Annotated in this window: 38 protein-coding genes; 30 read left to right on the top strand and 8 right to left on the bottom strand. The window is 65.7% G+C overall.

The window, feature by feature from the left end:
* Window positions 1-7 precede the first annotated feature (7 nt).
* The 7 genes from NQ204_RS09510 to NQ204_RS09480 all read right to left on the bottom strand — a co-directional run bounded on the left by NQ204_RS09510 (window position 8) and on the right by NQ204_RS09480 (window position 3,852).
* Window positions 8-913, bottom strand: coding sequence for a recombination-associated protein RdgC (locus NQ204_RS09510; protein WP_256643711.1), 906 nt, complete (start codon window positions 911-913; stop codon window positions 8-10).
* Window positions 914-1,025: 112 nt separating this feature from the next.
* On the bottom strand, window positions 1,026-1,268 hold the full coding sequence (locus tag NQ204_RS09505) for a hypothetical protein (RefSeq protein WP_256643710.1): 243 nt from the start codon (window positions 1,266-1,268) through the stop codon (window positions 1,026-1,028).
* Entirely contained in the window at window positions 1,268-1,429 is a 162-nt protein-coding gene (locus NQ204_RS09500; RefSeq protein ID WP_256643709.1) for a hypothetical protein, read from the bottom strand. Before NQ204_RS09500 ends, NQ204_RS09505 begins: the two co-directional genes overlap by 1 nt.
* A complete protein-coding gene (locus NQ204_RS09495; protein WP_256643708.1) occupies window positions 1,426-1,650 on the bottom strand; it encodes a hypothetical protein in 225 nt (74 codons plus the stop codon). Before NQ204_RS09495 ends, NQ204_RS09500 begins: the two co-directional genes overlap by 4 nt.
* Window positions 1,647-1,871, bottom strand: coding sequence for a hypothetical protein (locus NQ204_RS09490; protein WP_256643707.1), 225 nt, complete (start codon window positions 1,869-1,871; stop codon window positions 1,647-1,649). Before NQ204_RS09490 ends, NQ204_RS09495 begins: the two co-directional genes overlap by 4 nt.
* A gap of 782 nt (window positions 1,872-2,653) precedes the next feature.
* Window positions 2,654-3,181 carry a DUF4468 domain-containing protein gene (locus NQ204_RS09485; protein WP_256643706.1) on the bottom strand — a complete coding sequence of 176 codons (528 nt, stop codon included), beginning with the start codon at window positions 3,179-3,181 and terminating at the stop codon, window positions 2,654-2,656.
* Between the two features lie 2 nt (window positions 3,182-3,183).
* Window positions 3,184-3,852, bottom strand: coding sequence for a S24 family peptidase (locus tag NQ204_RS09480; protein WP_021202212.1), 669 nt, complete (start codon window positions 3,850-3,852; stop codon window positions 3,184-3,186).
* Window positions 3,853-3,937: 85 nt separating this feature from the next.
* On the opposite strand from NQ204_RS09480, the gene NQ204_RS09475 reads away from it, so the two are divergent.
* Window positions 3,938-4,420 carry a hypothetical protein gene (locus tag NQ204_RS09475; RefSeq protein WP_256643705.1) on the top strand — a complete coding sequence of 161 codons (483 nt, stop codon included), beginning with the start codon at window positions 3,938-3,940 and terminating at the stop codon, window positions 4,418-4,420.
* A 248-nt stretch (window positions 4,421-4,668) separates the two neighbouring features.
* Here NQ204_RS09475 and NQ204_RS09470 read toward each other — a convergent pair whose 3' ends face one another.
* Window positions 4,669-4,956 carry a hypothetical protein gene (locus tag NQ204_RS09470; RefSeq protein WP_256643704.1) on the bottom strand — a complete coding sequence of 96 codons (288 nt, stop codon included), beginning with the start codon at window positions 4,954-4,956 and terminating at the stop codon, window positions 4,669-4,671.
* Between the two features lie 139 nt (window positions 4,957-5,095).
* Here NQ204_RS09470 and NQ204_RS09465 point away from each other — a divergent pair, with 139 nt between their 5' ends.
* From NQ204_RS09465 to gp17, 29 genes are all read left to right on the top strand, one after another.
* Window positions 5,096-5,539 carry a phage regulatory CII family protein gene (locus NQ204_RS09465; RefSeq protein WP_256643703.1) on the top strand — a complete coding sequence of 148 codons (444 nt, stop codon included), beginning with the start codon at window positions 5,096-5,098 and terminating at the stop codon, window positions 5,537-5,539.
* Window positions 5,536-5,847, top strand: coding sequence for a winged helix-turn-helix domain-containing protein (locus NQ204_RS09460; protein ID WP_256643702.1), 312 nt, complete (start codon window positions 5,536-5,538; stop codon window positions 5,845-5,847). The genes NQ204_RS09465 and NQ204_RS09460 overlap by 4 nt, the downstream gene beginning before the upstream one ends.
* 23 nt (window positions 5,848-5,870) lie before the next feature.
* Window positions 5,871-6,746 (top strand): helix-turn-helix domain-containing protein, encoded by an 876-nt coding sequence (locus NQ204_RS09455; protein ID WP_256643701.1) that lies wholly within the window; start codon window positions 5,871-5,873, stop codon window positions 6,744-6,746.
* Between the two features lie 4 nt (window positions 6,747-6,750).
* Window positions 6,751-7,317 (top strand): hypothetical protein, encoded by a 567-nt coding sequence (locus tag NQ204_RS09450; RefSeq protein ID WP_256643700.1) that lies wholly within the window; start codon window positions 6,751-6,753, stop codon window positions 7,315-7,317.
* Window positions 7,314-7,448, top strand: coding sequence for a hypothetical protein (locus tag NQ204_RS09445; protein WP_256643699.1), 135 nt, complete (start codon window positions 7,314-7,316; stop codon window positions 7,446-7,448). The genes NQ204_RS09450 and NQ204_RS09445 overlap by 4 nt, the downstream gene beginning before the upstream one ends.
* Window positions 7,438-7,638, top strand: a complete 201-nt coding sequence (locus NQ204_RS09440) for a hypothetical protein (protein WP_256643698.1) — start codon at window positions 7,438-7,440, stop codon at window positions 7,636-7,638. The genes NQ204_RS09445 and NQ204_RS09440 overlap by 11 nt, the downstream gene beginning before the upstream one ends.
* Window positions 7,638-7,856: a hypothetical protein gene (locus NQ204_RS09435; RefSeq protein WP_256643697.1), complete on the top strand. Its 219-nt coding sequence runs from the start codon at window positions 7,638-7,640 to the stop codon at window positions 7,854-7,856. The genes NQ204_RS09440 and NQ204_RS09435 overlap by 1 nt, the downstream gene beginning before the upstream one ends.
* Window positions 7,856-8,224 carry a Ref family recombination enhancement nuclease gene (locus NQ204_RS09430; protein WP_256643696.1) on the top strand — a complete coding sequence of 123 codons (369 nt, stop codon included), beginning with the start codon at window positions 7,856-7,858 and terminating at the stop codon, window positions 8,222-8,224. The genes NQ204_RS09435 and NQ204_RS09430 overlap by 1 nt, the downstream gene beginning before the upstream one ends.
* Entirely contained in the window at window positions 8,221-8,730 is a 510-nt protein-coding gene (locus tag NQ204_RS09425; protein ID WP_256643695.1) for a hypothetical protein, read from the top strand. Before NQ204_RS09430 ends, NQ204_RS09425 begins: the two co-directional genes overlap by 4 nt.
* A 229-nt stretch (window positions 8,731-8,959) precedes the next feature.
* Window positions 8,960-9,226, top strand: a complete 267-nt coding sequence (locus tag NQ204_RS09420) for a hypothetical protein (RefSeq protein WP_256643694.1) — start codon at window positions 8,960-8,962, stop codon at window positions 9,224-9,226.
* Window positions 9,219-9,629, top strand: coding sequence for a hypothetical protein (locus NQ204_RS09415; protein ID WP_256643693.1), 411 nt, complete (start codon window positions 9,219-9,221; stop codon window positions 9,627-9,629). The genes NQ204_RS09420 and NQ204_RS09415 overlap by 8 nt, the downstream gene beginning before the upstream one ends.
* Window positions 9,626-10,321 carry a hypothetical protein gene (locus NQ204_RS09410; protein ID WP_256643692.1) on the top strand — a complete coding sequence of 232 codons (696 nt, stop codon included), beginning with the start codon at window positions 9,626-9,628 and terminating at the stop codon, window positions 10,319-10,321. Before NQ204_RS09415 ends, NQ204_RS09410 begins: the two co-directional genes overlap by 4 nt.
* 62 nt (window positions 10,322-10,383) lie before the next feature.
* Complete coding sequence (locus NQ204_RS09405) at window positions 10,384-10,923, top strand: YfbU family protein (protein ID WP_256643691.1); 540 nt, start codon at window positions 10,384-10,386, stop codon at window positions 10,921-10,923.
* Between the two features lie 102 nt (window positions 10,924-11,025).
* Window positions 11,026-11,691 carry a glycoside hydrolase family 19 protein gene (locus tag NQ204_RS09400; protein WP_256643690.1) on the top strand — a complete coding sequence of 222 codons (666 nt, stop codon included), beginning with the start codon at window positions 11,026-11,028 and terminating at the stop codon, window positions 11,689-11,691.
* 8 nt (window positions 11,692-11,699) lie between these two features.
* The gene (locus NQ204_RS09395; protein WP_256643689.1) at window positions 11,700-12,143 is read left to right on the top strand and encodes a hypothetical protein; all 444 of its coding nucleotides are present in this window, start codon (window positions 11,700-11,702) and stop codon (window positions 12,141-12,143) included.
* Entirely contained in the window at window positions 12,140-12,622 is a 483-nt protein-coding gene (locus NQ204_RS09390) for a coiled-coil domain-containing protein (protein WP_256643688.1), read from the top strand. The genes NQ204_RS09395 and NQ204_RS09390 overlap by 4 nt, the downstream gene beginning before the upstream one ends.
* 1 nt (window position 12,623) lies before the next feature.
* Entirely contained in the window at window positions 12,624-12,905 is a 282-nt protein-coding gene (locus NQ204_RS09385; protein ID WP_256643687.1) for a hypothetical protein, read from the top strand.
* A complete protein-coding gene (locus NQ204_RS09380) occupies window positions 12,905-13,273 on the top strand; it encodes an HNH endonuclease (protein ID WP_343238479.1) in 369 nt (122 codons plus the stop codon). Before NQ204_RS09385 ends, NQ204_RS09380 begins: the two co-directional genes overlap by 1 nt.
* 143 nt (window positions 13,274-13,416) lie before the next feature.
* On the top strand, window positions 13,417-13,845 hold the full coding sequence (locus tag NQ204_RS09375; RefSeq protein ID WP_256643686.1) for a P27 family phage terminase small subunit: 429 nt from the start codon (window positions 13,417-13,419) through the stop codon (window positions 13,843-13,845).
* Window positions 13,838-15,541, top strand: coding sequence for a terminase large subunit (locus tag NQ204_RS09370; RefSeq protein WP_256643685.1), 1,704 nt, complete (start codon window positions 13,838-13,840; stop codon window positions 15,539-15,541). The genes NQ204_RS09375 and NQ204_RS09370 overlap by 8 nt, the downstream gene beginning before the upstream one ends.
* On the top strand, window positions 15,538-16,833 hold the full coding sequence (locus tag NQ204_RS09365) for a phage portal protein (RefSeq protein WP_256643684.1): 1,296 nt from the start codon (window positions 15,538-15,540) through the stop codon (window positions 16,831-16,833). The genes NQ204_RS09370 and NQ204_RS09365 overlap by 4 nt, the downstream gene beginning before the upstream one ends.
* A 9-nt stretch (window positions 16,834-16,842) precedes the next feature.
* Complete coding sequence (locus tag NQ204_RS09360) at window positions 16,843-17,700, top strand: head maturation protease, ClpP-related (RefSeq protein ID WP_256643683.1); 858 nt, start codon at window positions 16,843-16,845, stop codon at window positions 17,698-17,700.
* Window positions 17,701-17,713: 13 nt separating this feature from the next.
* Window positions 17,714-18,907 carry a phage major capsid protein gene (locus NQ204_RS09355; RefSeq protein ID WP_256643682.1) on the top strand — a complete coding sequence of 398 codons (1,194 nt, stop codon included), beginning with the start codon at window positions 17,714-17,716 and terminating at the stop codon, window positions 18,905-18,907.
* Between the two features lie 54 nt (window positions 18,908-18,961).
* Window positions 18,962-19,177, top strand: coding sequence for a hypothetical protein (locus NQ204_RS09350; protein ID WP_256643681.1), 216 nt, complete (start codon window positions 18,962-18,964; stop codon window positions 19,175-19,177).
* A gap of 2 nt (window positions 19,178-19,179) precedes the next feature.
* The gene (locus NQ204_RS09345) at window positions 19,180-19,524 is read left to right on the top strand and encodes a head-tail connector protein (RefSeq protein ID WP_256643680.1); all 345 of its coding nucleotides are present in this window, start codon (window positions 19,180-19,182) and stop codon (window positions 19,522-19,524) included.
* A gap of 62 nt (window positions 19,525-19,586) precedes the next feature.
* Window positions 19,587-19,793, top strand: coding sequence for a hypothetical protein (locus tag NQ204_RS09340; RefSeq protein ID WP_256643679.1), 207 nt, complete (start codon window positions 19,587-19,589; stop codon window positions 19,791-19,793).
* Window positions 19,790-20,125, top strand: a complete 336-nt coding sequence (locus NQ204_RS09335; protein WP_256643678.1) for a phage head closure protein — start codon at window positions 19,790-19,792, stop codon at window positions 20,123-20,125. Before NQ204_RS09340 ends, NQ204_RS09335 begins: the two co-directional genes overlap by 4 nt.
* A complete protein-coding gene (locus NQ204_RS09330; protein ID WP_256643677.1) occupies window positions 20,118-20,600 on the top strand; it encodes an HK97-gp10 family putative phage morphogenesis protein in 483 nt (160 codons plus the stop codon). The genes NQ204_RS09335 and NQ204_RS09330 overlap by 8 nt, the downstream gene beginning before the upstream one ends.
* Window positions 20,597-20,962 (top strand): tail completion protein gp17, encoded by a 366-nt coding sequence (gene gp17 / locus NQ204_RS09325; protein ID WP_256643676.1) that lies wholly within the window; start codon window positions 20,597-20,599, stop codon window positions 20,960-20,962. The genes NQ204_RS09330 and gp17 overlap by 4 nt, the downstream gene beginning before the upstream one ends.
* Window positions 20,963-20,999 lie beyond the last annotated feature (37 nt).

The following is a 20,999-nucleotide window of genomic DNA, read 5'->3' as shown; positions in this document are numbered from 1 at the left end:
GTGCCCCTCAGTCAGCTGCGCTGATGCGGAAAGCGGCGGCCAGCACGGCGAACAGGCGGCCAACCTCGGCCGTCTGCAGCGTGAATCGCGCATCCAACTCGGCACGCATGCCGTCGTAGTCGGTGTTGTCGAGCTTGTCCAGCGCGCCGTCGAGGAATCGCAGCTTGCGTACCACCAGGTCATCGCCCAGCACGAACGACAGCGCGTCCTGATAGACCAGCGCGAGCTTGGTGACCTGCTTGCCAGCCTCCAGATGCTTGTCGATCTCGTCGCTGCGCAGCTCTTGGTGCTGGCAGTTGACGACGGCACCGCCGCTGACCGGATCCTCCAACGTGCATTCCTCGCCCAGCGCCATGCCTTCGGGCAGCGGTTCGCCGGCAAGCCAGCCAGTGAGGATGGAGCGCGGCGCCAGTTCTGCGTTCAGCGGCATGGCGGGGAAGCTGCCCAGCAGGCCGCGAATGTCGGACATGACGAACTCGCCGGACTTGCGGCTGGTGGTGTCCACGAACGCGACGCCGTGTTCGGTGTCCAGGAACAGGTCGGTGCGGCTCGACTTCACCATGGCGCCCGGCAGCATTTCGTGCAGCAGGTCGTCTTTGATGCGCTTCCGCTCGCGGCCGCCGGGTCGGCGCCCTTCGGCGCGCTCGATGGCGATCAGCTTATCTTCCAGGCGGTCGGCGACCACGCTTGCCGGCAGGATCTTGTCCTGGCCGCCGATGGCCAGCCACAGCCAGCCATCGCGGCCATGGAACAGCTGTTCGGTTTCCTCGCGGCCGAACGGGGAGACGAAGCCGCGGGAGGACATTTCCAGCGAGCCCACCGGCTTCAACGCGGCGGCCGGGAGCAGCTGTGCGATCTCGGAGAGGTCGGTGGCAACGGGGAAGCGGAACATGGTCAGGCTGCGAAAGAACATGGAATCTCCAAGGCGGGAGGGGCGGCGCGGTTGCGACCAGGCGGAATGGGGTTGCCGGCTGTGTGGAAGTCCCGCCGGCGTGGGAGGCCGGTTGCGCCGGCCGGGCGGTTGCTCAGTGCGTGTCGTCGGCGGGCATGGCCCGGCGGCGGCGCTCGTCGGTGCGGCGCTGCATTTCGGCGCGGAAGGCGGGCCAGCCGCGGCGGGCGTCGTTCCAGCCGTGCCAGCCGAAGTAGGCGATGCCGGCCAGGGCGATCAGGACGAAGGAGGCGGCACCGGTGTAGATGGCGCGCGCGAGCAGCGCCATCAGGAGGCCGACGATCACGGCGCAGTAGAAGGGCAGGGCCAGGTGGTGCATCAGCGGGCTTCCTGATCGGCGCCTACGGCGTCCGGGTGGTTGATGGCGATATCGGCGTTGCCCTTGATGACGCCGGTGGCGTCGACAGCGGCGAGGCCGGCGGGCGAGGGGATGTGCGGGATGCCGATCTGCATCTGCGCGAAGAATTCCTGGTCGGTCACGCGGCACCGCCTTGGGTGCGCAGCATGCGGCGCAGGCTCTTGCGCACGTCGGCAATGGCGCGTCCGGCGCTGGCGCGCTGGTCGAGGACGGCGCGCGCTGCAACGTCGGCGGCGGCGGTGACCAGGCTGGGCGAGAAGCCCATGGAGTTGGCGGCGATGGCAGCGGCCTTGGCTGCGTTGGCCGCGCGCTGGGCGAGGGGGTAAGTGGCGGCGACGATCATGCTGCGTCCCTCGCGCTCAGGGCGGCGGTGTACTGCTCTGCCGTGATGCTGCCGATGCGCACGGCCTGCGCGGCGCGCTGCAGCTGCAGCGCCAGCTGGTCGGCTTCCTGTTGGGTCAGGTGAAGGGAGGCGCCGCCCATGTGGACGACGACGCGGTCACTGACGTGGTCGGCGGCGACGGAGAGGACTGCCTGGCGGCAGCCGAGGGTCAGGCTGGCCATGGCTCAGCACTCCTGCCCGAAGAGGCGCTGGCCGAAGCCGATGCCCGCGCCAACGGCGAGGGCACCGATGGCGTAGATAGCGATGATCAGGTGCCACAGGGGCCGTTTGCGGCGCTGCATGTTGATCTCCTGCCGCCGGCCCCGGGATGGGGCTTGATGGGCGGCTCGGAGATAAAATTACCTGGGGGTATTTGTTGTGTCAATACCTATGGGTAATTTTGTTTGGGTCGGTCGAAAAAAAGCCCCGCGTAGGCGGGGCCCGTACTTCGATCGGCTGAGATCAGAGGGGGAGATCAAGCCATACGCCCAGGGATCTGTCCTTACCTCCACCTACGATGACAGCATCACAATCGGAACTAGAAGTCCCATGCACCGCGCGATATCGCCGGGCAGCGGCACGTGGAAGGTAGCCGACCGTTTCACCGCGCACTGCAACCACAACGGCCTGGTCATCGTAGGGGTTAGAGTTCTCAGCGGAAACCGTGGCCCTGCACTCAACGCGAACTTCGCCTCGGCCGGCGATAGATCTCAGCGCTTTCTGATAGCTCTTCTCGCCCACTACTTCTTGGTTACAGCCGCCGGGCGGATCTACCCGTTGGGCCTTTGATCTTGCGGGGGCGCGCCTGCTCTTCTTTGCGGCAGCACCAGCCGCGAACAATGACGCAAAAAGGGCGCCGATGCCCTTCGCCACCAGCTTGATGATCTGTTCGGCAGCCTTACTGCCATTAGATGAACGCCTACGCCTGGCCAAAGTATTCTCCCCTGCGGCTACTGCTGGCTTCCTACCAATTGTCGGACGAAGCGCTGGCTGCCATGGATGCCTGGATGCCCTTGCCCATGAGCAAAAGCTGGGGTCGGATCTTGTCCATGTCCTTCTGGGTCCGCACAGGACCATCAAAAGCAGGCTGAGTAACGCCGTTGGCAAACCTAGCTGGCCACTGGATACGAATGTCGGTGAAGGTCAAGCGGAATCGCTCGTCCTTTGCTTCAAAGCGAAGCGTAAACGGAACCGTCCAGTCAGGCTTTCCTACGCACTCCCAGGCGCTGGCGCATGGGTACGGAATGAAACCTTTTCCAATGATGGTTCCGTCTGCTGCGCTTTCGTACTCGATCACGGCTTTCGCCGACCGGAAGTTTTCCGCGATCCACTTGCGGCCACCCCGGAAAACTTCCACCTTGTCTACCGCCGGCGCGTCGAACACCTGAACAACGGTGCGCTGCTCCTCGGTGAGGTTGGCCGCGGCGGCTGTTCCGTTTACCGTTGCTGCCAGAACCACTGCGGCAGCCACCATGCGCTTCCATGCACCCATGTTTAGAACCTCCGAAGACCTGCGTGGACCAGAGCCTTGCCCTGGATGGATAGCTCGCTGGGCTCGCACCGCCACTCCTTGAATTCCGGATTGGCGCTGACGACCCACATGCCATCGCTGCGCTTCTGCAGCATCTTGATCTGCGTCTCGCCGGCGTAGCTGATGAGGTAGTAGTCGTCGCCGTCGAAGTAGTCGCAGGCGGTATCGATCCAGACGATATCGCCGTCCTCGATCTTGGGGCGCATCGACGGGCCACGGCCAGTGATGATCTGGATCCTCCCGGATCTGGGCAGGAAGCCGAGCTTGCGGCGAACCTCCCACTCGGCCACTTCCATGACCTGCATTACCTCTGGGAAATCCTGATTCACCACACCCGAACCCATGCCAGCCGCCCCCTCGAACAGATGGAAGCGAACGTAGCCCGGAGGCGTCTCAGTCTCTAAGACCGGCGCGACGGGTGAAGATGGGAAGCGATCTGGGTACGCCTGCGCCAACGCCGCCAGGGTGTCTTCGCCAATGCGCTTGCGCCCGGCCTTGCCGGGCTCGTACAGCATGCGCGAGACGTAGCTGGCGTCTTTGCCGATCTTCGCGCCGATCTTGGCCAGACCGCCGCGCCCGAGTTCGTCGGCTAGGCCGCGCAGGGCGAGGCGCCGTTGTTCGTACTTATCCATGCCGGTATTCCACGGGTTCCATTACCTGCAAGTAAATTGCCTGCGGGTATTGATTGAATGATTACCTGTAGGTATCGTTAGGTTCATGCAGACCCTTCGCACCTACCTCTCGACCCTAAGCCCCGCCCAGCAGGCGGTCTTCGCCGAGCGCGCAGGCACCACGATCGGCTACCTGCGCAAGGCGCTGAGCAAGGGCCAGCGCTTCGACGGTGCCCTGGTCCGGCAGCTGAACCTCAAAAGCGCCGGCTCCGTGTCGCTGACCGACCTGCGTCCGGACATCTGGCCGGGCGACGAGCAGCAGCCGACGGTGGTTGATCAGATCCGTGGCGAGGTGGACAGCCGCATGAGCAAGCGCGCGCTGCGCGGTCGGCTGGGCGTGTCGAACGACAAGCAGCTGGCCAAGGTGCTGCAGCTGCCTGTGGAGCAGGTTGAGGGTTGGGCGGAGGAGGGTGCGCTGCCTGCGCACCCGAGCATCCGCCGGCTGTTGGGCGTCCAGGAAGAGAGCCAGGCGCCGAGCGCGCCTGCGGACCCGGACGAAGACCGAATCATCCCCGTGGAGGGTGCCTGATATGCGCGCGCTGAAACAGCGGCTGGCGATCCATCGTCGCCAGCGCGCCTTCCAACAGTGGGAGATTTTTGTGGTCGGCCTGGCCAATGGAATCCGCATCAGCGCAGCGGAGCGCGGTTGCTGGGAACGGTATGTATCGGCTGCCCACGCCAGGAAGTTCTCCATGCCACTGGGGATGGCTGATCTGCAGGAAATGACCCGCTGGCCCCGGCTGACGAAGCCGGCCGACTGGCTGCGCTCAGTCTTTTTCAGGGACGCTCTGGTTTCGAGCGCGCAGCAGGCCCGTCCGGAAAGTAACTCTCCCAAATCGGTTGAAGCTTCCGGAACGCCGCGTTCGTGTCTTCCAGATAGTCCTCGTGACCAGCCATCTGAGTCGCGTTTTCGCGATACAGCATCGAAAGCATGTGCGCCCAAGACTCCCGGAATGATTCCGGGTTCGGATGGGACTCGATGAGCGCGCGGAGTGCAGCCAACTGCAGCCGCTGCTGCGCGTACTCGATGGCTTCCGGTGTCGGCAGCTTCTCGTCCTGTTCCATGTCGCCCTCCTTGCGGGCTTGGTTGTTGGCACATCCAGCGTAGCGCAAGGAGGGCGGCGCCAGTCGTCCCTGAGTAGTAGTCCATGGCGCACATGTTGCGCCGCAGTAATGCCCACGTATCCATTCGAGTCCATACCCCATGAATGTCACCGATGCCGCTTACGACACGGTCCACCAGCACCCCGGTGGCAGTGAGGCTTTGGCGCCCAGGCTGGGCATGTCGGCCGCAGTTCTTCGCGGCAAGGTCAACCCGAACAGCGACCGCAACCTGCTGAGCCTGCAGGAAGCGGACATGCTGATGGCGCGCACTGGCGATTACCGAATCCTGCACGCGCTGTGCGCGGAGCATGGTTTCATCGCCCAGCGCACCGAAGCGCCTGAATCCGGATCTTTGATCAGTGCGCTGCTGCTGGCGGCAGCTGCCAAGGGCGACCTGGCCGAGCTGGTCTCGTCGGCCATGGACGACGGCCGGATCTCGCCCAACGAAGCTGACGCGATCGCCCGCGCATGCGCCGAGGTGATGGCGCGGTTGGTGCAGGTCAGCCAGCACGCAGAAGCTGCTGCTGAGCGGGGTGGGGCATGAGCTCGCTGGCACGCACCACCGATATCGACACCAGCCATGCTGCCGCCGCGCATGTGGTCAGCAGCGGGCTGCAGGCCGCGCAGCAGGACCAAGCCGCCCGCGCGGTCACGCAGAACGCGGGCATGACCAGCAACGAGCTGTCGCAGGCCACCGGCCTGGACCGCTACATGCTTGCTCGCCGGCTGCCTGAGCTGATGAAGGAGGGCCGGGTGTACCGCGGCCCGAACAAGCCGTGTGCGGTCAGCGGCCGCACGGCGTGCACCTGGTGGCCTGTGGCCCCGGGCGAGAACCTGCAGCTGGCGGTCTGACGATGAGCGCACGAGTTACAGGCATGGTGTTCGACCGCTACCCCAACGGTGGTGGCGAGATGCTGCTGGCGCTGGCCTTGGCAGACCACGCGCACGACGATGGCACGCACATCTTCCCGTCCATCGCCCGCCTTGCGGAGAAGACCAGGCAGTCCGAGCGTTCGGTGCAGTACCAGCTGCGTCGGATGGAGCAGTCCGGGTGGCTGGTGCTGGTCAACGCCGGCATCGGTGGACGCCGCAGTGGGTTTGGTGAAGGCGGCCGTACGCGGCAGTACCGGATCAACCCCGAATGGATGAAGGGTGCAGAAATTGCACCCTTTGCAAAGGGTGCAAAAAAGGCCTCCGAAGGGTGCAAAACGACGCAGGAAAGGGTGCAAAACGGCGTCGAAAAGGGTGCAACAGCTATTGCACCCGAACCAAGAGCAACCAAAAGCAACCAAGAGCAACCCTCACACCGCGAGTGTGAGCGCGAGGCCGATCCGGCTGCGATGCCCGCCGAGCAGGTCGACCGCGAGCTGGCCGGTTTCGGTGTGGTGCCCACGGGCATCGATCGGCAGACGCTGGCCCGGTTCGTCCGGCACCGCGCCGCGATCCGCCGGCCGCTGTCCGTCCAGGGCTGGCTGCAGGTCCGCCAGCAGCTGGCCGACCTGATGGCCGCCGGCCACGACCCGAACGAATCCCTGATGCAGACCATGGCCGCCGGCCTGTCGCTGCCCGTCATCCCTGTTGCCCAGCAATCCGCCGGAGCCGCCCATGCAAACCCTCAGCACAGTTCTGCCGACCGAATCGAGCAGCTCCAGCGCCAGCACGAAGCCCAACGCCGCGGCGGTGGCCACGGTGGCGGCTCTGGCTTCGACGCAGCCGAGTACGTCGACGCAGAGTTTGCCGTCGTCGGCTGAGCCGGTGAGCGACCAGGCCACGGCCTACCTGTGGGAGTTCTGGAAGCAGATGACGGCCATGTTCCCGGGGAAGTGGGAGCGCGAGAACGGTGCGGCGCCGGTGAAGAAGGACGGCAACCTGACCATCGCCGGCACGACGTGGTTCCAGGTGCTGAAGGGCCGCACGGTGGCCCAGCACGCGAAGGGCATGCAGTGCTGCCTGACCGAGGGCCGCGAGTGGCCGCCGAACCCGGGCCGCTTCCTGCAGATGTGCCTCGACGTTCCGGTCATCGCGGCGGTGGAACGGGAGATGGCGCCGGGCCGGCCGCAGAGCGGCTTCACGGTGCTGGTGCGCTCGCTGCTGGACCTGCACGTCTACGCTGCGGCGGAGAACGGTTTCCAGCAGCGCCGAATGCTCGATGAGGCCTACGGTCGTGCTGTGCAGCACGTCGTGGACGGGAAGCCCCTGCCGCAGCAGCTGCTGGCGGTCGAGCAGGAGAAGCACGGCGTGCACCCGGTGCGCGATCGCGAGTCCGCCCGCGCGGCCATGGCGCGCGCTGCAGCAGACCTCGGGTTCGGGGAGGGCGCGTGAGCAAGCACGACGCGGTGCGACTGCTGCACGCCGAGCGTTGCAGCGTGGCGGAGATATCCCTGGCTGTGGGCTGGCTGCCGTGCAACGTCCGCTGGTTCATCCGCAACTGGATCGACGCCGATGGTGACTGACGCGGACCTGGCGCAGTCCGAGCAGGCCGGGCGCTGGGCACGCGATGCGTGCCGGAGCCGGGAATCGGCACCGCGCTACGAGATGGGCATGGACGGACTGCATCGCCGCCGGCGCTGGCAGACCGGATGGGACAAGCGGGACCAGGAACTGAGCGCGGCACGCCGCGAGACGACGAGGAAGACACGCTGATGGACTTCGCCAACTACAACACGCGCAGCCGGTACGCGAAGGAGATCAACGCCGGGTACTCGGCGCGGCTGAACGGCCAGCGCCTGAGCGACAACCCGCACCTGGTCTGGATCGTGTGCGACACCGAGGACGGCGCCAACCGCCGCGCCGGCCCGCTGAGCGAGAAGGCCGAAGCTTGGCAGCACGGCTGGCGTCTGGCCGACGAGGCCGCGCGCTGATGTGGTCCAAGGCACCGCCGCCGACGAAGGAAGAGACCCGCCGTATCCGGAAGGCAAAGCTGGGGCCTTGCATGGTTTGCATCCTGCTCCACATGCGCAAGCTCCTGCCAAAACACCTGGTCGTCTACGGATGCGACTACCACCACTGCAAGTCGGGAAACATCCGGCGCGGGCACGCGTTCGGGTTCGCCATGTGCCAGTGGCATCACGAACGCATCCCGCAGGAAGGACGGTCGTTCGCGTGGATGGCAAGCGTTTACGGCTGGAGTTTGAAGGATGGCTCCAGGACGTTCCACGAAAAGTACGGCTCGGATGACGAGCTGATTGACCAACAGACCTACATCAACGAATTGAGGGCGCCGGCATGAAGGATCGAACCACCAGCTACGCGGGCCAGGTTCGCGCGCTGTTCGAAGCTGCGCCGAAGGCGCGGCTGCAGCTGTGCGAAATGTACGAGAGGGCGAACGCCAGCACTGTTCTTCATCGTGAGCGGATCAGCAGCGCGGCGCGCGACCTTGTTCTGGCCGGCTACCTGGTCAAGGACGGAAAGGGGAAGAAGGCCGCGTTCCGCGCCTCGGGCCTGGGCATGCCTCGAAAATTCATCGTCACCGCCGAGCAGCGGGAGCAGAGCAGGGCAGACAAGGCCGTGAAGCAGGCGGCCTATCGCGCATCGAAGCGTGCCGGCACCCTCCCTCGCGCGCCGGACAAGATGACGATCAACCGGGCCAAGCTGGAGCATCGCGCCGCCCTGGCGCCGGCCAAGCCGTGGGGAAAGGAGAAGGGCGGCCAGCGTCCGGCTGAGACGGTGGAGCAGTTCGAGGCGCGGGGCGGGCAGGTGCAGCGCCTGACGGCCAGCTGGGAGCAGGCAGCATGAGCCTCGAGCAGATCGACACCAGCACTACGGCGGGGAAGATCTCGCTTTGCCCATTCTGCGGCGATTGGGGCGCTGAGTGTGCAGAGTCAGCCGTTCCCAGTATTCATGGCGGTCAGAAGAAGGCCGTGTACTGCAACACGTGCTTCTGCGAAGGCCCTACGTCCGAGACTGAAGAGGGAGCGATTGAAGCTTGGAACCGCCGCGCCGACCTCGCCGGGGAGGTGGCCTGATGGACGCCATCGAGAAGCGGGCGCTGGATCTGCTTTGCGGCGAGATCGACCTTGCTCGCGAGGACTACTACGAGGGCGAGAGGATCTACGCCGGCGAAGCCCTCCGGGCAATCATCAGGGCCCTCACGCCGCCCGAGGGCTACGTGCTGGTGCCGATGGAGCCGACCGACCGCATGATCGGTGAGGGCATCTGGGCGTACGACGGCAACTGCGAATCCAGCTACAGGGCCATGCTCGCCGCTCGCCCGGAGGTGCCGGGTGCCTGAGCGCGCGCTGGAGCTGGTGCTTCCCTGGCCGAGCAAGGATCTTTCGCCGAACGCGCGCGTGCACTTCCGGGTAAAGGCGCGGGCCACGAAGCTGGCCCGGCAGACGGCAGCGGTGCTGGCGAACGAGGCGGGTTGGCGCGGCATGGTGCTGCCGCAGGGGCGGCTGCACCTCTGGATCGACTGCTACCAGGCGCCGGGCAAGAAGCTGCCTGACGACGACAACATGACCGGCCGCTGCAAGGCGTACCGGGACGGAATCGCTCAGCTGCTGGGGATCGATGACGGGCGCTTCCAGGCTCACCTGTTCGTGAAGGACGAGCGGCGGCCGGGTGGCCAGGTGGTGGTGCGGATTACGGGCGGGCCGGCAGCGGCCGGCCACTCAACGACAGGGGACGGGGCATGAATCCACGTGAGGCGATGGGGCGGCTGGGGCCGACCACGGTGAAGTTCGATATCGGCCGGGGCGGCGGGAAACCGGACCTGACGAACCAAGACATTGCCGCGGCGCTGGGGATGGTGCCGGCCGGGCTGGGCCGGGAGCTGCTGGAGGCGTGCTGGTGGCCAGACGGCGCCGCGCTGCGCCGGCACAAGCTGCGGGATGCGGTCATCGCGCTGGTCACCCCGGAGCTGCAGCGGCAGCAACGCCGGCTGGCTGAGGCGCGCACGGACCTGGGCCTGGCCGAGGTGTGCATCGGCTGGGGCGGCGCGGCGACGGCGGAGCAGCGGGCGAACCGCGATGCGGCCCAGCAGCGGCTGGGCCGGGTGAAGGCGCAGTGCTGGCCGATCAGCACCCTGGAGTCGCTGCCGACGCTGGCCATGGCGGTGATCAGCGAGATCGCGCACCGGCCGCACTGCGCCAGCTGCGAGGGCAGGGGCCAGACGGTGTCGGGCGAGCTGCTGATGACGTGCAAGGGCTGCGGCGGGTCGGGATTGGGCCAGGTCAGCGACCGCCGGCGCGCGGCGGCCATCGGCCGGGACGAGTCAACCTACCGTTCGAAGTGGCGCGGCGTGTACGAGTGGCTTCTGCAGCGTATGACCGAGGCGGAGCAGGAGGCTTGCTGGGCGATGTCAAGCGCCTTGAGCAGGGCGGCGTGAAGTTAAATGGTTAGAATCATGTGAAAGCGCGCCATGCCGGCGCGCTGATCATGGAGGAAAGAATGAAGTTCACCGACGAGCAGCGTCTGATCGTGATCATGCTGGCAGATATCCAGAAATCGATGAAGGTCCGTGGAGAGTTTGATCCGAATTTCATTAAGACGGTGGCTATCGACGGGCATGAGTTCGCGATCCCTTTTGAGCATAGCGGCGCGTTCCCTTCGTCTGACCATGAATTGCCCGAGGAATTCAAGTTCGTCATTGACGTGCTCGACATGTGGTCGTTCGTTGAGGATGGTCTGAAGAACCTCGATTCGGATGGTCGCGCAGCGCTGGAAGCTGCTGCCGGAAAGTTCGCGCTGACCACTAAGTTCGATGGGTTCGACGGCAATGGTGAAACCGAGTTGATGGCGTACACGCGCCTGCTGGTTGATGATCTGAATCGTTTTAGCGAGTTCAAGGGCAGGAGCTTCAATTCCCATACGATGCGAGAAGCTCGCTACGCCGCGATGCACTCTGTGTTTGAGCCCATCCGGGATCTGCTTCTCGGCGAGCGGGATCTGAATGCAGACGAGCTTGCACAGATCCTCACGGCGAAATGAGTGCGGGAGTGACACTCCCGCACTTTTGGGGGTAGATTAACTACCATCGCGCACGACCCGACCCCGGCCAACCAGCCGGGGTTTTTCATTTCTGGACCGACCATGATCCTGACCGCCTCGACAATCCAGCAGGCGGTTGGCTGCAGTGCCGCCGTCGCCGCCCAGTGGGCGCAGCCCCTGTCCGAAGCCTGCACGGCGTTCGGCATCAGCACCCCGAAGCGAGCGGCCGCATTCCTGGCGCAGGTGGGGCATGAGTCCCTCAGCCTGACCAGGACCGTCGAGAACCTGAACTACACCGCGGAGGGCATGGCCAATACCTGGCCCAGCCGCTACGCGGTCGACCCCAAGGCGAAGCCGAGGAAGCCGAACAACCTGGCGCGCGCGCTGGAACGGAAGCCGGTAGCGATCGGCAACAACGCATACGCCAACCGCCTGGGCAACGGCTCCGAGGCGAGCGGTGACGGCTACCGATTCCGTGGGCGTGGTCCGATCCAGAACACTGGCCGGGCCAACTACGCCGCGATCCGGGACGCGCTGCGTGCCAAGGGCATCAAGGGTGTCCCCGACTTCGAGGCTCAGCCCGAGGCTCTGGAGCAGCCCAAGTGGGGCGCGCTGGCGGCCGGTGCCTTCTGGGATGCCCGATCCCTGAACAAGCTGGCTGACGCCAGCCGATTCGACGAGATCACGGAACGAGTGAACGGCGGCCAGACCGGTTCCGCTGATCGCAGGGCGCGCTATGCGCGCGCGCTGAAGGTGCTGGCCGCGTGACTGAGCCCGTGAGCACCCTCAAGACCATCGTCGGCACGTTCACCGCGGCAGTCGTGGCCCCGGCTACCGCCGACGCGTTGCGTGCAGCAGAGCGCATCATCCTGGGCGTCCCCCAGTCGGTGCTTCTGGTGGCCATGGCCGGCGCGCTGATCGGCGTCCTGCTGCTGCCGGAAAAGGATGCGGAACGCGTGGCAGCGGATGCAAGCCGTCGCCGCGGCCATCGCCTCCTGCAGACGGCGGCCCGGTGGGCGGCCCTGGGTGTGGCGGTCCTGGCGTACGCCATCGTTGCAGCTTGGGTAATCGCCGTTGCCGCGTCGATCTGGCCGACCCTCGCTGGCGCCCCGCAGCTGCCGCTGGCTGGCCTGTCCGGTGTCCTGATCCGCCGGCTGCTGCCCGGCTATGTGCGTCTGGTCGAGAAGGCCACTGGCGCAATCGGAGGCGACAAGCCATGAGCGTTCTGCTGAGGTTTCTCCGCGCGGTATGGGAGCTGATCATCGGCGCAGCGGCTGATGCTTTCCAGTGGCTGCGAAAGCCAGGCAGCAAGATCAAGCTCGTGTGCGCAGTGCTGGCCTTCGGCTGCCTGGTCTCTGGCCTCTCGGCCTATGAGAAGGAGCAGCGAATCCGCGATTTGCGCGCGCAGGTCGTCAAGGTCAAGGCTGACTGGAAGGCAGATGCCGAGCGTCTGCAGGCCGATGTGGACAGCCGCGACCAGCGACTGGCCGAGGTCGCTGCTGCTCTCCGCGCCGAAGCAGTGAAGCTGGAGGCGTTGAAGGCTGAAAGCGCAGCCGCTCTGCAGGCGTTGGCTGGCCGCATCGAATCATCCGAGAAGGACGCAGCGACCTGGCGCGGCCGCTACGAGCAGCGGCCTGATACATGCAAGGCCGCCCTTGAACTGCTCGACTCTGCCTGCCCAGCCTTGAAGGGGTACTGACGTGCGACTGATCGTGCTTGCCGCGGCCTTCTGTTTGGCATCCTGCCAATCGTCGGTGCCCAAACCCAATGCGCCAGCACCTGCTGTCATCCGGGTCCCGGTGGCCACCTATGTCCCCATCGATGCCGATCTGACCAAGCGCTGCAGCTGGGTGCGTACAGACAAGCCATCGGCCGTGTTCGAAGTGAGCAACGGCCGGAAGCGGTGCCTGGACCAGTACGAAGCGCAGTTCGATGCCATCGAGCAGGTGCAGGGGAAGCCCATTCCCTCGGACGGCGGCTGATGCCGCGCCGGGCACCGAAGCACAACGCCATGCCGAGGCAGGCGGTTGTGCACGTGCCTGCTGCAGCGGTGAGGCAGACCACGGCTGAGCGCGGCTACGGCAGCCGATGGCAGCGAGCGCGCGCGACCTACCTGCTGAGGCACCCGCTGTGCGCTGAGTGCCAGAGGTCGGGGCATGTCACGGTCGCGACGGTGGTCGACCACATCGCCCCGCACAAGGGCAGCCAGGCGCTGTTCTGGGACACCGACAACTGGCAGCCCCTCTGCAAACCCTGCCACGACCGAAAGACCGCGACCGAGGACGGCGGGTTCGGCAACTGGCACCGGGGTGCCACGCCGACCCCGAAATGCGCGCGCAGACGCGAATGAATCGCAACAACGGCAGATAGGGCGGGGGGAGGGCCAAAAGTTGGGGCGGTCCGCCTCCCTGACCGTGCGCCCAGGCGTTTTATTGCACCGTCAGTTGAGAAAAACCATTTTTTCGCGGCCAGCGTGCCGCCCCTGGACTACCCATGGCGAACCCGCGCAAACCGACATCGCTGAAAGTGGTGGCCGGCACGGATCGCCCCGACCGCGCGCCGCCGGCGCCAGCTGCTGATCTTCCGCTGGTGTCGGACGTTCCGCCGGCACCGGACTGGCTGCCGAATGCTCACGCCATCAAGGAGTGGGACCGGCTCGCGCCGATTCTCCACTCGAATAAGCTGCTCACCGAGGCCGGGCTTTCGGCGTTCGGCCAGCTCTGCGCTCTTCACGGCAACACCGTGCAGCTGTACGCCGCCGGGCTGGCGCCCGTGGCGTCGATGGTCTCCCAGCTGCGAGGGCTGATGAACGACTTTGGCCTTACGCCGGTTGCCCAGGGCAAGGTGAAGCCATCCGGAGAGGTCGAAAAGACGGGGAACGCGTTCGCCAGCAATGGTGCGAAGCGGAAGCCCCGTGCGTGATTACGTCGGCATCGCCACGGCCTATGCAGAAGAGGCCGTAGCCGACAAGAAGGGCCGGAAGTTCGGAAAGTGGGTGCGTCTGGCCGCGAAACGGTTCCTTGCGGACCTGAAGCGAGCGAGGCGGAAGCGTCCGCCGTTTGTCTTCGACGAGTGGCATGCCTGCGACCCGTGCGACTTCATCGAGAAGCTTCCGCACGTCGAAGGGAAGTGGGCGCGGCCTGAGATCGAGCTGCATCGGTCACATGTGTTCTTCGTAGTGCAGCTGTTCGGGTTCCGCAACCTGGACGGCAGCAGGCGTTTCACCTCGGCACTGTTCGCGGTGGCGCGCAAGAACGCCAAGTCGACCTTGGCAGCGGCGATCCTGCTGTACTGCCAGTGCTGCGAGGAGGAGGAGGGCGCCCAGATCATCTCGGCGGCCACCACCGGCAGCCAGGCGCGCATCATCTTCAACGTCGCCAAGCGGATGACGGAGAAGACACCGGACCTGCAGGAGGCTTTCGGCTTGGCCTGCTGGGCCAACTCGATCAGCCGGATGGAGACCGGGGCCAGCTTTAAGCCGATCAACGCCAAGGCCAGCACGCAGGACGGCCTGAATCCGTCCCATGTGGGCTTGGACGAGATCCATGCCCACAAGTCGGCCGACCTGCTGAACGTGCTGACCTCCGCGGCCGGCGCTCGCAGCAACCCGCTGTGGCTTTACACCACGACCGAGGGGTACACCAACCCTGGCCCATGGGGAGAAATTCGGCAGTTCGCCAAGCAGGTGCTGCAGGGCATCCTTGGCGATTCAGCCGACCACTTCCTCGTGGTGTTCTACGCGGTCGATGAGGACGACGACGAGTTCGACGAGTCGGCGTGGCCCAAGGCCAATCCGCTGATGGACGCCAACCCGCACTTGCTGAAGGCCATCCGCAAGGAGGCTGTCGAAGCGCGGCAGATGCCATCGAAGCTGGCGGAATTCAAGATCAAGCGGCTCAACCGCCCGGCATCCTCTGCAACGGGCTGGGTCGACCTGACGAAGTGGCAGAAGTGTGGCGGTGCCGTGGATCTGGACTGGCTCGCGGGGCAGCCGTGCTGGGGCGCGTTCGATCTGGCGAGCACGCTGGATATGACGTCGTGGCGCCTGGTGTGGAAGGTGGACGGCGTCTACTACACCTGGGGCCGTCGATTCGTTCCGGCGGACGCGGTGCGGGCACGCACGGAAAGGGGCGTGGTTCCGTATGCGGGCTGGGTGGCTGCGGGGTTGATTGAGGCAACTGAAGGCGAGGTCACCGACTACAGCGTGGTGGAGGAGCGGATCCGAGAGGACATCGCCCGGTTCGGACCTCTGGCGATTGGCTACGACCGCTGGAACGCCGCTGAAATTGCGCAGCGCCTGTTGGCTGATGGGCACCCGCTGGTCGAGTTCAACCAGACCACGAAGAACTACCACCCAGCCATGCAGGAGCTGGAGCGGGTCTACGTCGGAAAGAAGATCCAGCACGGCAACGACCCGGTTCTGAACTGGTGCGCGTCCAACCTCATCGCATTGAAAGATGGAAACCTGAACATGAAGCCTGACAAGAAGCGGTCGCCGGACAAGATCGATGACATGGCTGCCTTGCTGATGGCTGTGGGTCTGGCACATGCGGGGGAGGACAGTGACGAGGGCAGCATGAGTGACTGGCTGAGCAACCCGGCGAGGGCTGGCGCGTGACCGCCCGCAAGCCGAAAGCCGGCGTCATCCGCAGAATCGCGGCTGCCATCGATGGCTGGGTACGGTCCTTCAGCGCGGCAGATTCGGAAGTGTTCATCGATCGGGAAATGGCCAGTGAGGTCGGGGTCTCTGTTACCCCGCGCGCTGTTCTCCAGGTCGATGCGGCGTGGGCCTGTGTGCGGCTCATCTCCGAGACCATAGCCACCCTGCCGCTGTCGATGTACGAGCGCACCAGCAGCGGCAAGCGCGTTGCCAGCCAGCACCCACTGCATTTCGTGGTGCACGACCAGCCCAACGCCGATTCAACGGCGGCGGTGTTCTGGGAAGCAATGGTCGTGGCCATGCTGCTGCGAGGGAATGCCCATGCCGAGAAGCTCTACGCCGGCACGCGCCTGATCGGCCTGCAGTTCCTGGACCCGGTGAAGCTCACGATCTGCCGGGATGCCAACGGGGGCAAGGTCTATCGCTACCTGCGCTCCAACGGCACCCCCCGCATCATTCCGGGCCACCGCATCTGGAGGATTCCCGGTTTCACCCTGGATGGCGAGAACGGCGTTTCCGTTGTGGCGTACGGTGCCAAGGTGTTCGGCAATGCGATAGCTGCCGACCGCGCCGCCGCCCGTACTTTCAAGAACGGACTGCTGCAGACCATCTATTACAAGGTCAACGCCTTTCTGAAGCCTGAGCAGCGAGAGGACTTCAAGAAAAACCTGATCGGTACGATCGAGCGTGGCGAGGCCCCGCTGCTGGAAGGTGGCACCGACGCCGGCACGCTGGGCATCAACCCGGCCGATGCCCAGCTGCTGGAGTCTCGTGCGTTCTCTGTGGAGTCGATCTGCCGCTGGTTTCGCGTGCCGCCTTGGATGGTCGGCCATACCGAAAAGTCCACGAGCTGGGGCAGCGGTATTGAGCAGCAGATGATCGGATTCTTGACCTTCACCCTTGCGCCCTGGCTGCGGCGCATCGAGCAGGCCATCAGCAAGGACCTGCTGTCGGCCGGGGAGCGCCATCGGTTCTACCCGAAGTTCACTGTTGAAGGTCTGCTGCGGGCAGACAGCGCCGGCCGGGCGGCCTTCTATGGCGTGATGGTAGACAAGGGCATCCTGACCCGAGACGAAGTTCGCGTCCTGGAAGACCGCGAGCCCATGGGCGGAAACGCCGCCGTGCTGACCGTGCAGTCGGCGATGCTGCCGCTGGACGCGCTTGGCCAGAACGATCAGCAGGCGCAGCAAGTACGCGCCTCGCTCCGCGCCCTGCTGGGCATTGAAGACGCCCCGCCTGCGCGGGATTGAGGAAATGACATGAGCATCAAACAACTTCCGGGTGCGCCGGAGGGGCGGCCGTGCGCGGCCGTCACCGGGCAGGTGCATATGCGCGCGCTGGACCGCTGGCATGCTGGTGTGCGTGCAGCGGAGGGCGAGGGTGAGCGATCGATCAGCGTCTACGACGTGATCGGCCAGGACTACTGGACCGGTGAGGGTGTAACCGCCAAGCGCATCGCTGCAGCGCTCAGGAATATGGGCAAGGGCCCGGTGACGGTGAACGTCAACTCCCCCGGCGGCGATATGTTCGAAGGCCTGGCCATCTACAACCTGCTGCGCGAGCACGATGGCGAGGTCACGGTGAAGATCCTCGGCCTTGCGGCATCTGCCGCGTCGATCATCGCCATGGCCGGCGACACGGTGCAGATGGCACGTGCTGGCTTCCTGATGATCCACAACTGCTGGGGCTGTGTTTGTGGCAACCGGCACGACCTGCGCGAGATAGCCGAAACACTGGAGCCGTTCGACCGGGCCATGGCCAGCATCTACGCGGCCCGCACCGGCGGTGAAATCGAGTCCATGACCAAGCTCATGGATGCCGAAACCTGGATCGGCGGCGAGGCCGCAATCGAGGCTGGTTTCGCCGATGAGCTCCTGGCCAGCGACCAGGTGGAGAAAGGGGCAGGGAAGGCCAACGCCTCTGCCGTTCGCCGCGTGGAATCCGTCCTGCGCGCCAGTGGCATGCCCAAGTCCGAGGCTATGCGCCTGATCAGCGAACTCAAGTCCAGCGTGGGTGATCCCGCTGGCAGCGGTGAGGGCGATCCCACCGGAACCGCCGATACGTCGGCCGAGCTGTGCATTGCTGCACTCCTGCAGCACTCCCTTACCAAGAACTGAGAAGGACACACACATGAGCACCCCCGAGAAGATTCAGGCCGCGCTGGACAAGATCAGCGACCAGGTCAAAGCCCAGGCTGAGGCCTCCGAAAAGGAGATCAAGGCAACGGGCAAGCTCTGCGCAGAAACCGTCGCAAAGGTTGACGAGATCCTCTCCGCGCAAGGCGCGGCTCAGGCCAACCTGCAGGCGGTCGAACAGAAGCTGGCCAAGATCGAGGCCAACGGCGCCGGCGGCGACGTGCAGCATCAGTCGTTCGGCCAGCAGTTCGTAAGCAGCGAAGAGTTCCAGGCGTTTGTCGGCAAGACCACCCCGCGTGGCCGCGTCGATATGACCTTCAGCGCCGCCATCACCTCGGTCACCACCGACACTGACGGCGCCGCTGGCGATCTGGTCACCACCACCCGCGTGCCGGGCGTGATCGCCCCGCCGGACCGCCGCCTGACCGTGCGTGACCTGATCACCCCGGGCCGTATGGACGGCAACGCTCTGGAGTACGTGAAGGAAACCGGATTCACCAACAATGCCGCGCCGGTGGCCGAAGGAGCCAAGAAGCCCGAGTCCAGCCTGAATTTCGACCTGGTGAGCACCACCGCCAAGGTGATCGCGCACTACATGAAGGCATCGCGCCAGATCCTGAGCGATGCCTCGCAGCTGGCCAGCTACATCGACGGCCGTCTGCGCTATGGCCTGGCCTTCAAGGAAGAGCAGCAGCTGCTCAACGGCGACGGCACCGGCCAGAACCTGCTGGGCATCATCCCGCAGGCCACGGCCTACGCCGCTCCGATCACCCTGGCCGACGCCAGCGTGATCGACAAGATCCGCTTGGCAATGCTGCAGGCCCAGCTGGCGGAGTTCCCGGCCAGCGGCATCGTGATGAACCCGATCGACTGGGCACGTGTGGAGCTGGAGAAGGACACCACCGGCCGCTACATCATTGGCAACCCGCAGGGCGTCATCGGCGCAACCCTGTGGAATCTGCCGGTGGTGACCACCCAGGCCATCGCCGAGGACAAGTTCCTGACCGGTGCATTCCGCCTGGGCGCCCAGGTGTTCGACCGCTGGCAGGCGCGCGTCGAGGTGGCCACCGAGAACGAGGACGACTTCGTCAAGAACCTGGTCACCATCCTGGCGGAAGAGCGCCTGGCCCTGGCCGTGTACCGCCCGGAAGCCTTCATCTACGGCGACTTGGGCAACGTCGGCCCGTAATCCATCGGTCCACGCATCCCGGCCCGCTCAATGCGGGCCGGGCAGGAGAACATGATGCTGATCAAGTTCAAGAAACCGGATCCGCGAGCCGGTCAGACCGTCCGGATGGACAGCAGCCGCGGCATGCATTTCGTCGCCATCGGCTCTGCTGACCAAGTGAGCGAGCGTCAGGATGGAGATGAAACGCCGCACCTGCAGCAACCGGAGCAGCTGGAGCAGCCCGAGCAGAAGGCTGCAAAGAAGCCGCGCAACCCCAAGGGCCAGACCTGATCATGCGCTTGATCACAATCGAGCAGGCCCGGCAGCACTGCCGGGCCGATAGCGACGACGACGCCATGCTGGAGCTCTACGGTGGCGCCGCCGAGGAGGCTGCACAGGAGTTCATGAACCGGAAAGTGTTTCCTGACGCCGCCAGCATGGCGGCCGCTGTGCTGGCCGGCACCGCAGGGTGCGACCCGATGGTGGTGACCGACGCCATACGCGCGGCGGTTCTGCTGATGCTGGGACACCTCTACATGACCCGCGAGGACGTGCAGTCCAGTGCAGGAGCCACGGTGAAGATCCCGATGGGTGCGCACAGCCTGCTGTGGCCGCACCGGGTCGGCCTCGGCGTCTGACGTGGCCTGCTCCGGCTGCGCGCGCCGGCGCGCCTGGCTCTTGAAATGGATGCGAGAAGCAAATGAACGAGCAAAGCGAATTGCTGGCCGCCCTGCGCGCCCAGACCGAGGCGACGCATCAGCTGGTGGCGGCGCTGCAGGAAAAGACCACCGCCGACCTGGAGAACGCCAAGGCGGTTAACCGCCTGGTGGACTACCTCTGCGACAGCGAAGGCGGCGAGGCTGAGGCAGCCGGTTCCGGCAACTACCTGAGCGGGAAGCCACGATGATCGCCGCCGGCCGTCTGCGCCACCGGGTGCAGCTGCAGCGGCAGGTACACGGCCAATCGCCTGAAACCGGCGCACAGACCGTCAGCTGGGAGCCTCTGGCCGATGTGTGGGCCGAGGTGGCCGCGCTTTCGGCCCGCGAGCTGGTCGCTGCCAAGGCGGTGGACAGCGAGGTCACCCTGCGGGTGACCATCCGCCAGCGCGACGACGTGACCGACAAGTGCCGGGTGATCCACCGCGGCAAGATCTTGAACATCCATGGCGTGCTGCCCGACCCGGTCAGCGGGCTGGAATATCTCACGCTCCCCTGCAGCGAGGGTGTCAACGATGGCTGATGGCATCCGATTCGACGTGAGCGGCTTGGACGGCATCCGCAACAAGATGGCGCAGGTGAAGCGCGAGGTGAACTACAAGGGCGGCAGGGCCGCGCTGCGCCGGGCGGCCAACGTGCTGCGCGACCAGGCGCAGAGCAACGCCCGCCGGGTGGATGACCACGAAACCGAGACCGCCATCTGGAAGAACGTCGCGGTGCGCTGGAATGGCCGTGCGTTCAAGCAGGATGGCGTGCTGGCCTTCCGCGTCGGCGTTCTGGGCGGGGCCCAGGCCGGCCGCGCGGCGCAGCTGGGCACGAGCAATCCGGGCGGCATCACTTGGTACTGGCGCCTGCTGGAGTTCGGCACGTCGAAGATGGCCGCGCAGCCGATCTTCCGGCCCGTGCCGGACCAGGCCGGCCAGAAGGCCGTCGACGTGTTCGCGCGCAGCTTCAACCAGGCGCTGGACCGCGTGCTGGCAAAGCAGGGGGCCGTATGATCGCCCCGATCTTCCAGCTGTGCCTGGCTTCGCCGGCCGTCCTGCAGGCCTTCGGTTCCGATCCCACTCGCGTCTACCCGTTCGGCCTGATCGAGAATCCGCCAGCGCTGCCCTACGCGGTCTGGCAGACCGTGTCGGGCATGCCCGAGAACTACCTGGCCCAGCGGCCAGACGTGGACGCGCTGACCACGCAGATCGACGTCTATGCGAAGGAAGAGGCAGCGCTGATCCAGGCTGCCAAGGCCCTGCGTGATGCCTTCGAGCCACGCGGGTACATCACCCTCTGGGGAGGCCAGATGCTTGACCCCGAAACGAAGCTGCTGCGCCTGTCGTTCGATGTGGACTGGCTGGTCCCTCGGTAACGCCCGCTACAACCCCACCCATGCCCCGCACTGCGGG

It is taken from the genome of Stenotrophomonas testudinis (genome assembly GCF_024499815.1).
Classification (GTDB): Bacteria; Pseudomonadota; Gammaproteobacteria; order Xanthomonadales; family Xanthomonadaceae; genus Stenotrophomonas.
This window is presented reverse-complemented; position numbering and strand designations above follow the sequence as displayed.

What these genes read in the sequence shown, in the direction of transcription:
- NQ204_RS09400 (WP_256643690.1), top strand. Translation starts at nt 11,026, where the DNA reads ATGATCCTGACCGCCTCGACAATCCAGCAGGCGGTTGGCTGCAGTGCC.
- NQ204_RS09330 (WP_256643677.1), top strand. Translation starts at nt 20,118, where the DNA reads ATGGCTGATGGCATCCGATTCGACGTGAGCGGCTTGGACGGCATCCGC.
- NQ204_RS09355 (WP_256643682.1), top strand. Translation starts at nt 17,714, where the DNA reads ATGAGCACCCCCGAGAAGATTCAGGCCGCGCTGGACAAGATCAGCGAC.
- NQ204_RS09360 (WP_256643683.1), top strand. Translation starts at nt 16,843, where the DNA reads ATGAGCATCAAACAACTTCCGGGTGCGCCGGAGGGGCGGCCGTGCGCG.
- NQ204_RS09340 (WP_256643679.1), top strand. Translation starts at nt 19,587, where the DNA reads ATGAACGAGCAAAGCGAATTGCTGGCCGCCCTGCGCGCCCAGACCGAG.
- gp17 (WP_256643676.1), top strand. Translation starts at nt 20,597, where the DNA reads ATGATCGCCCCGATCTTCCAGCTGTGCCTGGCTTCGCCGGCCGTCCTG.
- NQ204_RS09435 (WP_256643697.1), top strand. Translation starts at nt 7,638, where the DNA reads ATGGACTTCGCCAACTACAACACGCGCAGCCGGTACGCGAAGGAGATC.
- NQ204_RS09505 (WP_256643710.1), bottom strand. Translation starts at nt 1,268, where the DNA reads ATGCACCACCTGGCCCTGCCCTTCTACTGCGCCGTGATCGTCGGCCTC.
- NQ204_RS09350 (WP_256643681.1), top strand. Translation starts at nt 18,962, where the DNA reads ATGCTGATCAAGTTCAAGAAACCGGATCCGCGAGCCGGTCAGACCGTC.
- NQ204_RS09425 (WP_256643695.1), top strand. Translation starts at nt 8,221, where the DNA reads ATGAAGGATCGAACCACCAGCTACGCGGGCCAGGTTCGCGCGCTGTTC.
- NQ204_RS09470 (WP_256643704.1), bottom strand. Translation starts at nt 4,956, where the DNA reads ATGGAACAGGACGAGAAGCTGCCGACACCGGAAGCCATCGAGTACGCG.
- NQ204_RS09475 (WP_256643705.1), top strand. Translation starts at nt 3,938, where the DNA reads ATGCAGACCCTTCGCACCTACCTCTCGACCCTAAGCCCCGCCCAGCAG.
- NQ204_RS09510 (WP_256643711.1), bottom strand. Translation starts at nt 913, where the DNA reads ATGTTCTTTCGCAGCCTGACCATGTTCCGCTTCCCCGTTGCCACCGAC.
- NQ204_RS09430 (WP_256643696.1), top strand. Translation starts at nt 7,856, where the DNA reads ATGTGGTCCAAGGCACCGCCGCCGACGAAGGAAGAGACCCGCCGTATC.
- NQ204_RS09375 (WP_256643686.1), top strand. Translation starts at nt 13,417, where the DNA reads ATGGCGAACCCGCGCAAACCGACATCGCTGAAAGTGGTGGCCGGCACG.
- NQ204_RS09490 (WP_256643707.1), bottom strand. Translation starts at nt 1,871, where the DNA reads ATGGCCAGCCTGACCCTCGGCTGCCGCCAGGCAGTCCTCTCCGTCGCC.
- NQ204_RS09465 (WP_256643703.1), top strand. Translation starts at nt 5,096, where the DNA reads ATGAATGTCACCGATGCCGCTTACGACACGGTCCACCAGCACCCCGGT.
- NQ204_RS09390 (WP_256643688.1), top strand. Translation starts at nt 12,140, where the DNA reads ATGAGCGTTCTGCTGAGGTTTCTCCGCGCGGTATGGGAGCTGATCATC.
- NQ204_RS09440 (WP_256643698.1), top strand. Translation starts at nt 7,438, where the DNA reads ATGGTGACTGACGCGGACCTGGCGCAGTCCGAGCAGGCCGGGCGCTGG.
- NQ204_RS09495 (WP_256643708.1), bottom strand. Translation starts at nt 1,650, where the DNA reads ATGATCGTCGCCGCCACTTACCCCCTCGCCCAGCGCGCGGCCAACGCA.
- NQ204_RS09485 (WP_256643706.1), bottom strand. Translation starts at nt 3,181, where the DNA reads ATGGGTGCATGGAAGCGCATGGTGGCTGCCGCAGTGGTTCTGGCAGCA.
- NQ204_RS09480 (WP_021202212.1), bottom strand. Translation starts at nt 3,852, where the DNA reads ATGGATAAGTACGAACAACGGCGCCTCGCCCTGCGCGGCCTAGCCGAC.
- NQ204_RS09335 (WP_256643678.1), top strand. Translation starts at nt 19,790, where the DNA reads ATGATCGCCGCCGGCCGTCTGCGCCACCGGGTGCAGCTGCAGCGGCAG.
- NQ204_RS09345 (WP_256643680.1), top strand. Translation starts at nt 19,180, where the DNA reads ATGCGCTTGATCACAATCGAGCAGGCCCGGCAGCACTGCCGGGCCGAT.
- NQ204_RS09410 (WP_256643692.1), top strand. Translation starts at nt 9,626, where the DNA reads ATGAATCCACGTGAGGCGATGGGGCGGCTGGGGCCGACCACGGTGAAG.
- NQ204_RS09405 (WP_256643691.1), top strand. Translation starts at nt 10,384, where the DNA reads ATGAAGTTCACCGACGAGCAGCGTCTGATCGTGATCATGCTGGCAGAT.
- NQ204_RS09455 (WP_256643701.1), top strand. Translation starts at nt 5,871, where the DNA reads ATGGTGTTCGACCGCTACCCCAACGGTGGTGGCGAGATGCTGCTGGCG.
- NQ204_RS09460 (WP_256643702.1), top strand. Translation starts at nt 5,536, where the DNA reads ATGAGCTCGCTGGCACGCACCACCGATATCGACACCAGCCATGCTGCC.
- NQ204_RS09380 (WP_343238479.1), top strand. Translation starts at nt 12,905, where the DNA reads ATGCCGCGCCGGGCACCGAAGCACAACGCCATGCCGAGGCAGGCGGTT.
- NQ204_RS09420 (WP_256643694.1), top strand. Translation starts at nt 8,960, where the DNA reads ATGGACGCCATCGAGAAGCGGGCGCTGGATCTGCTTTGCGGCGAGATC.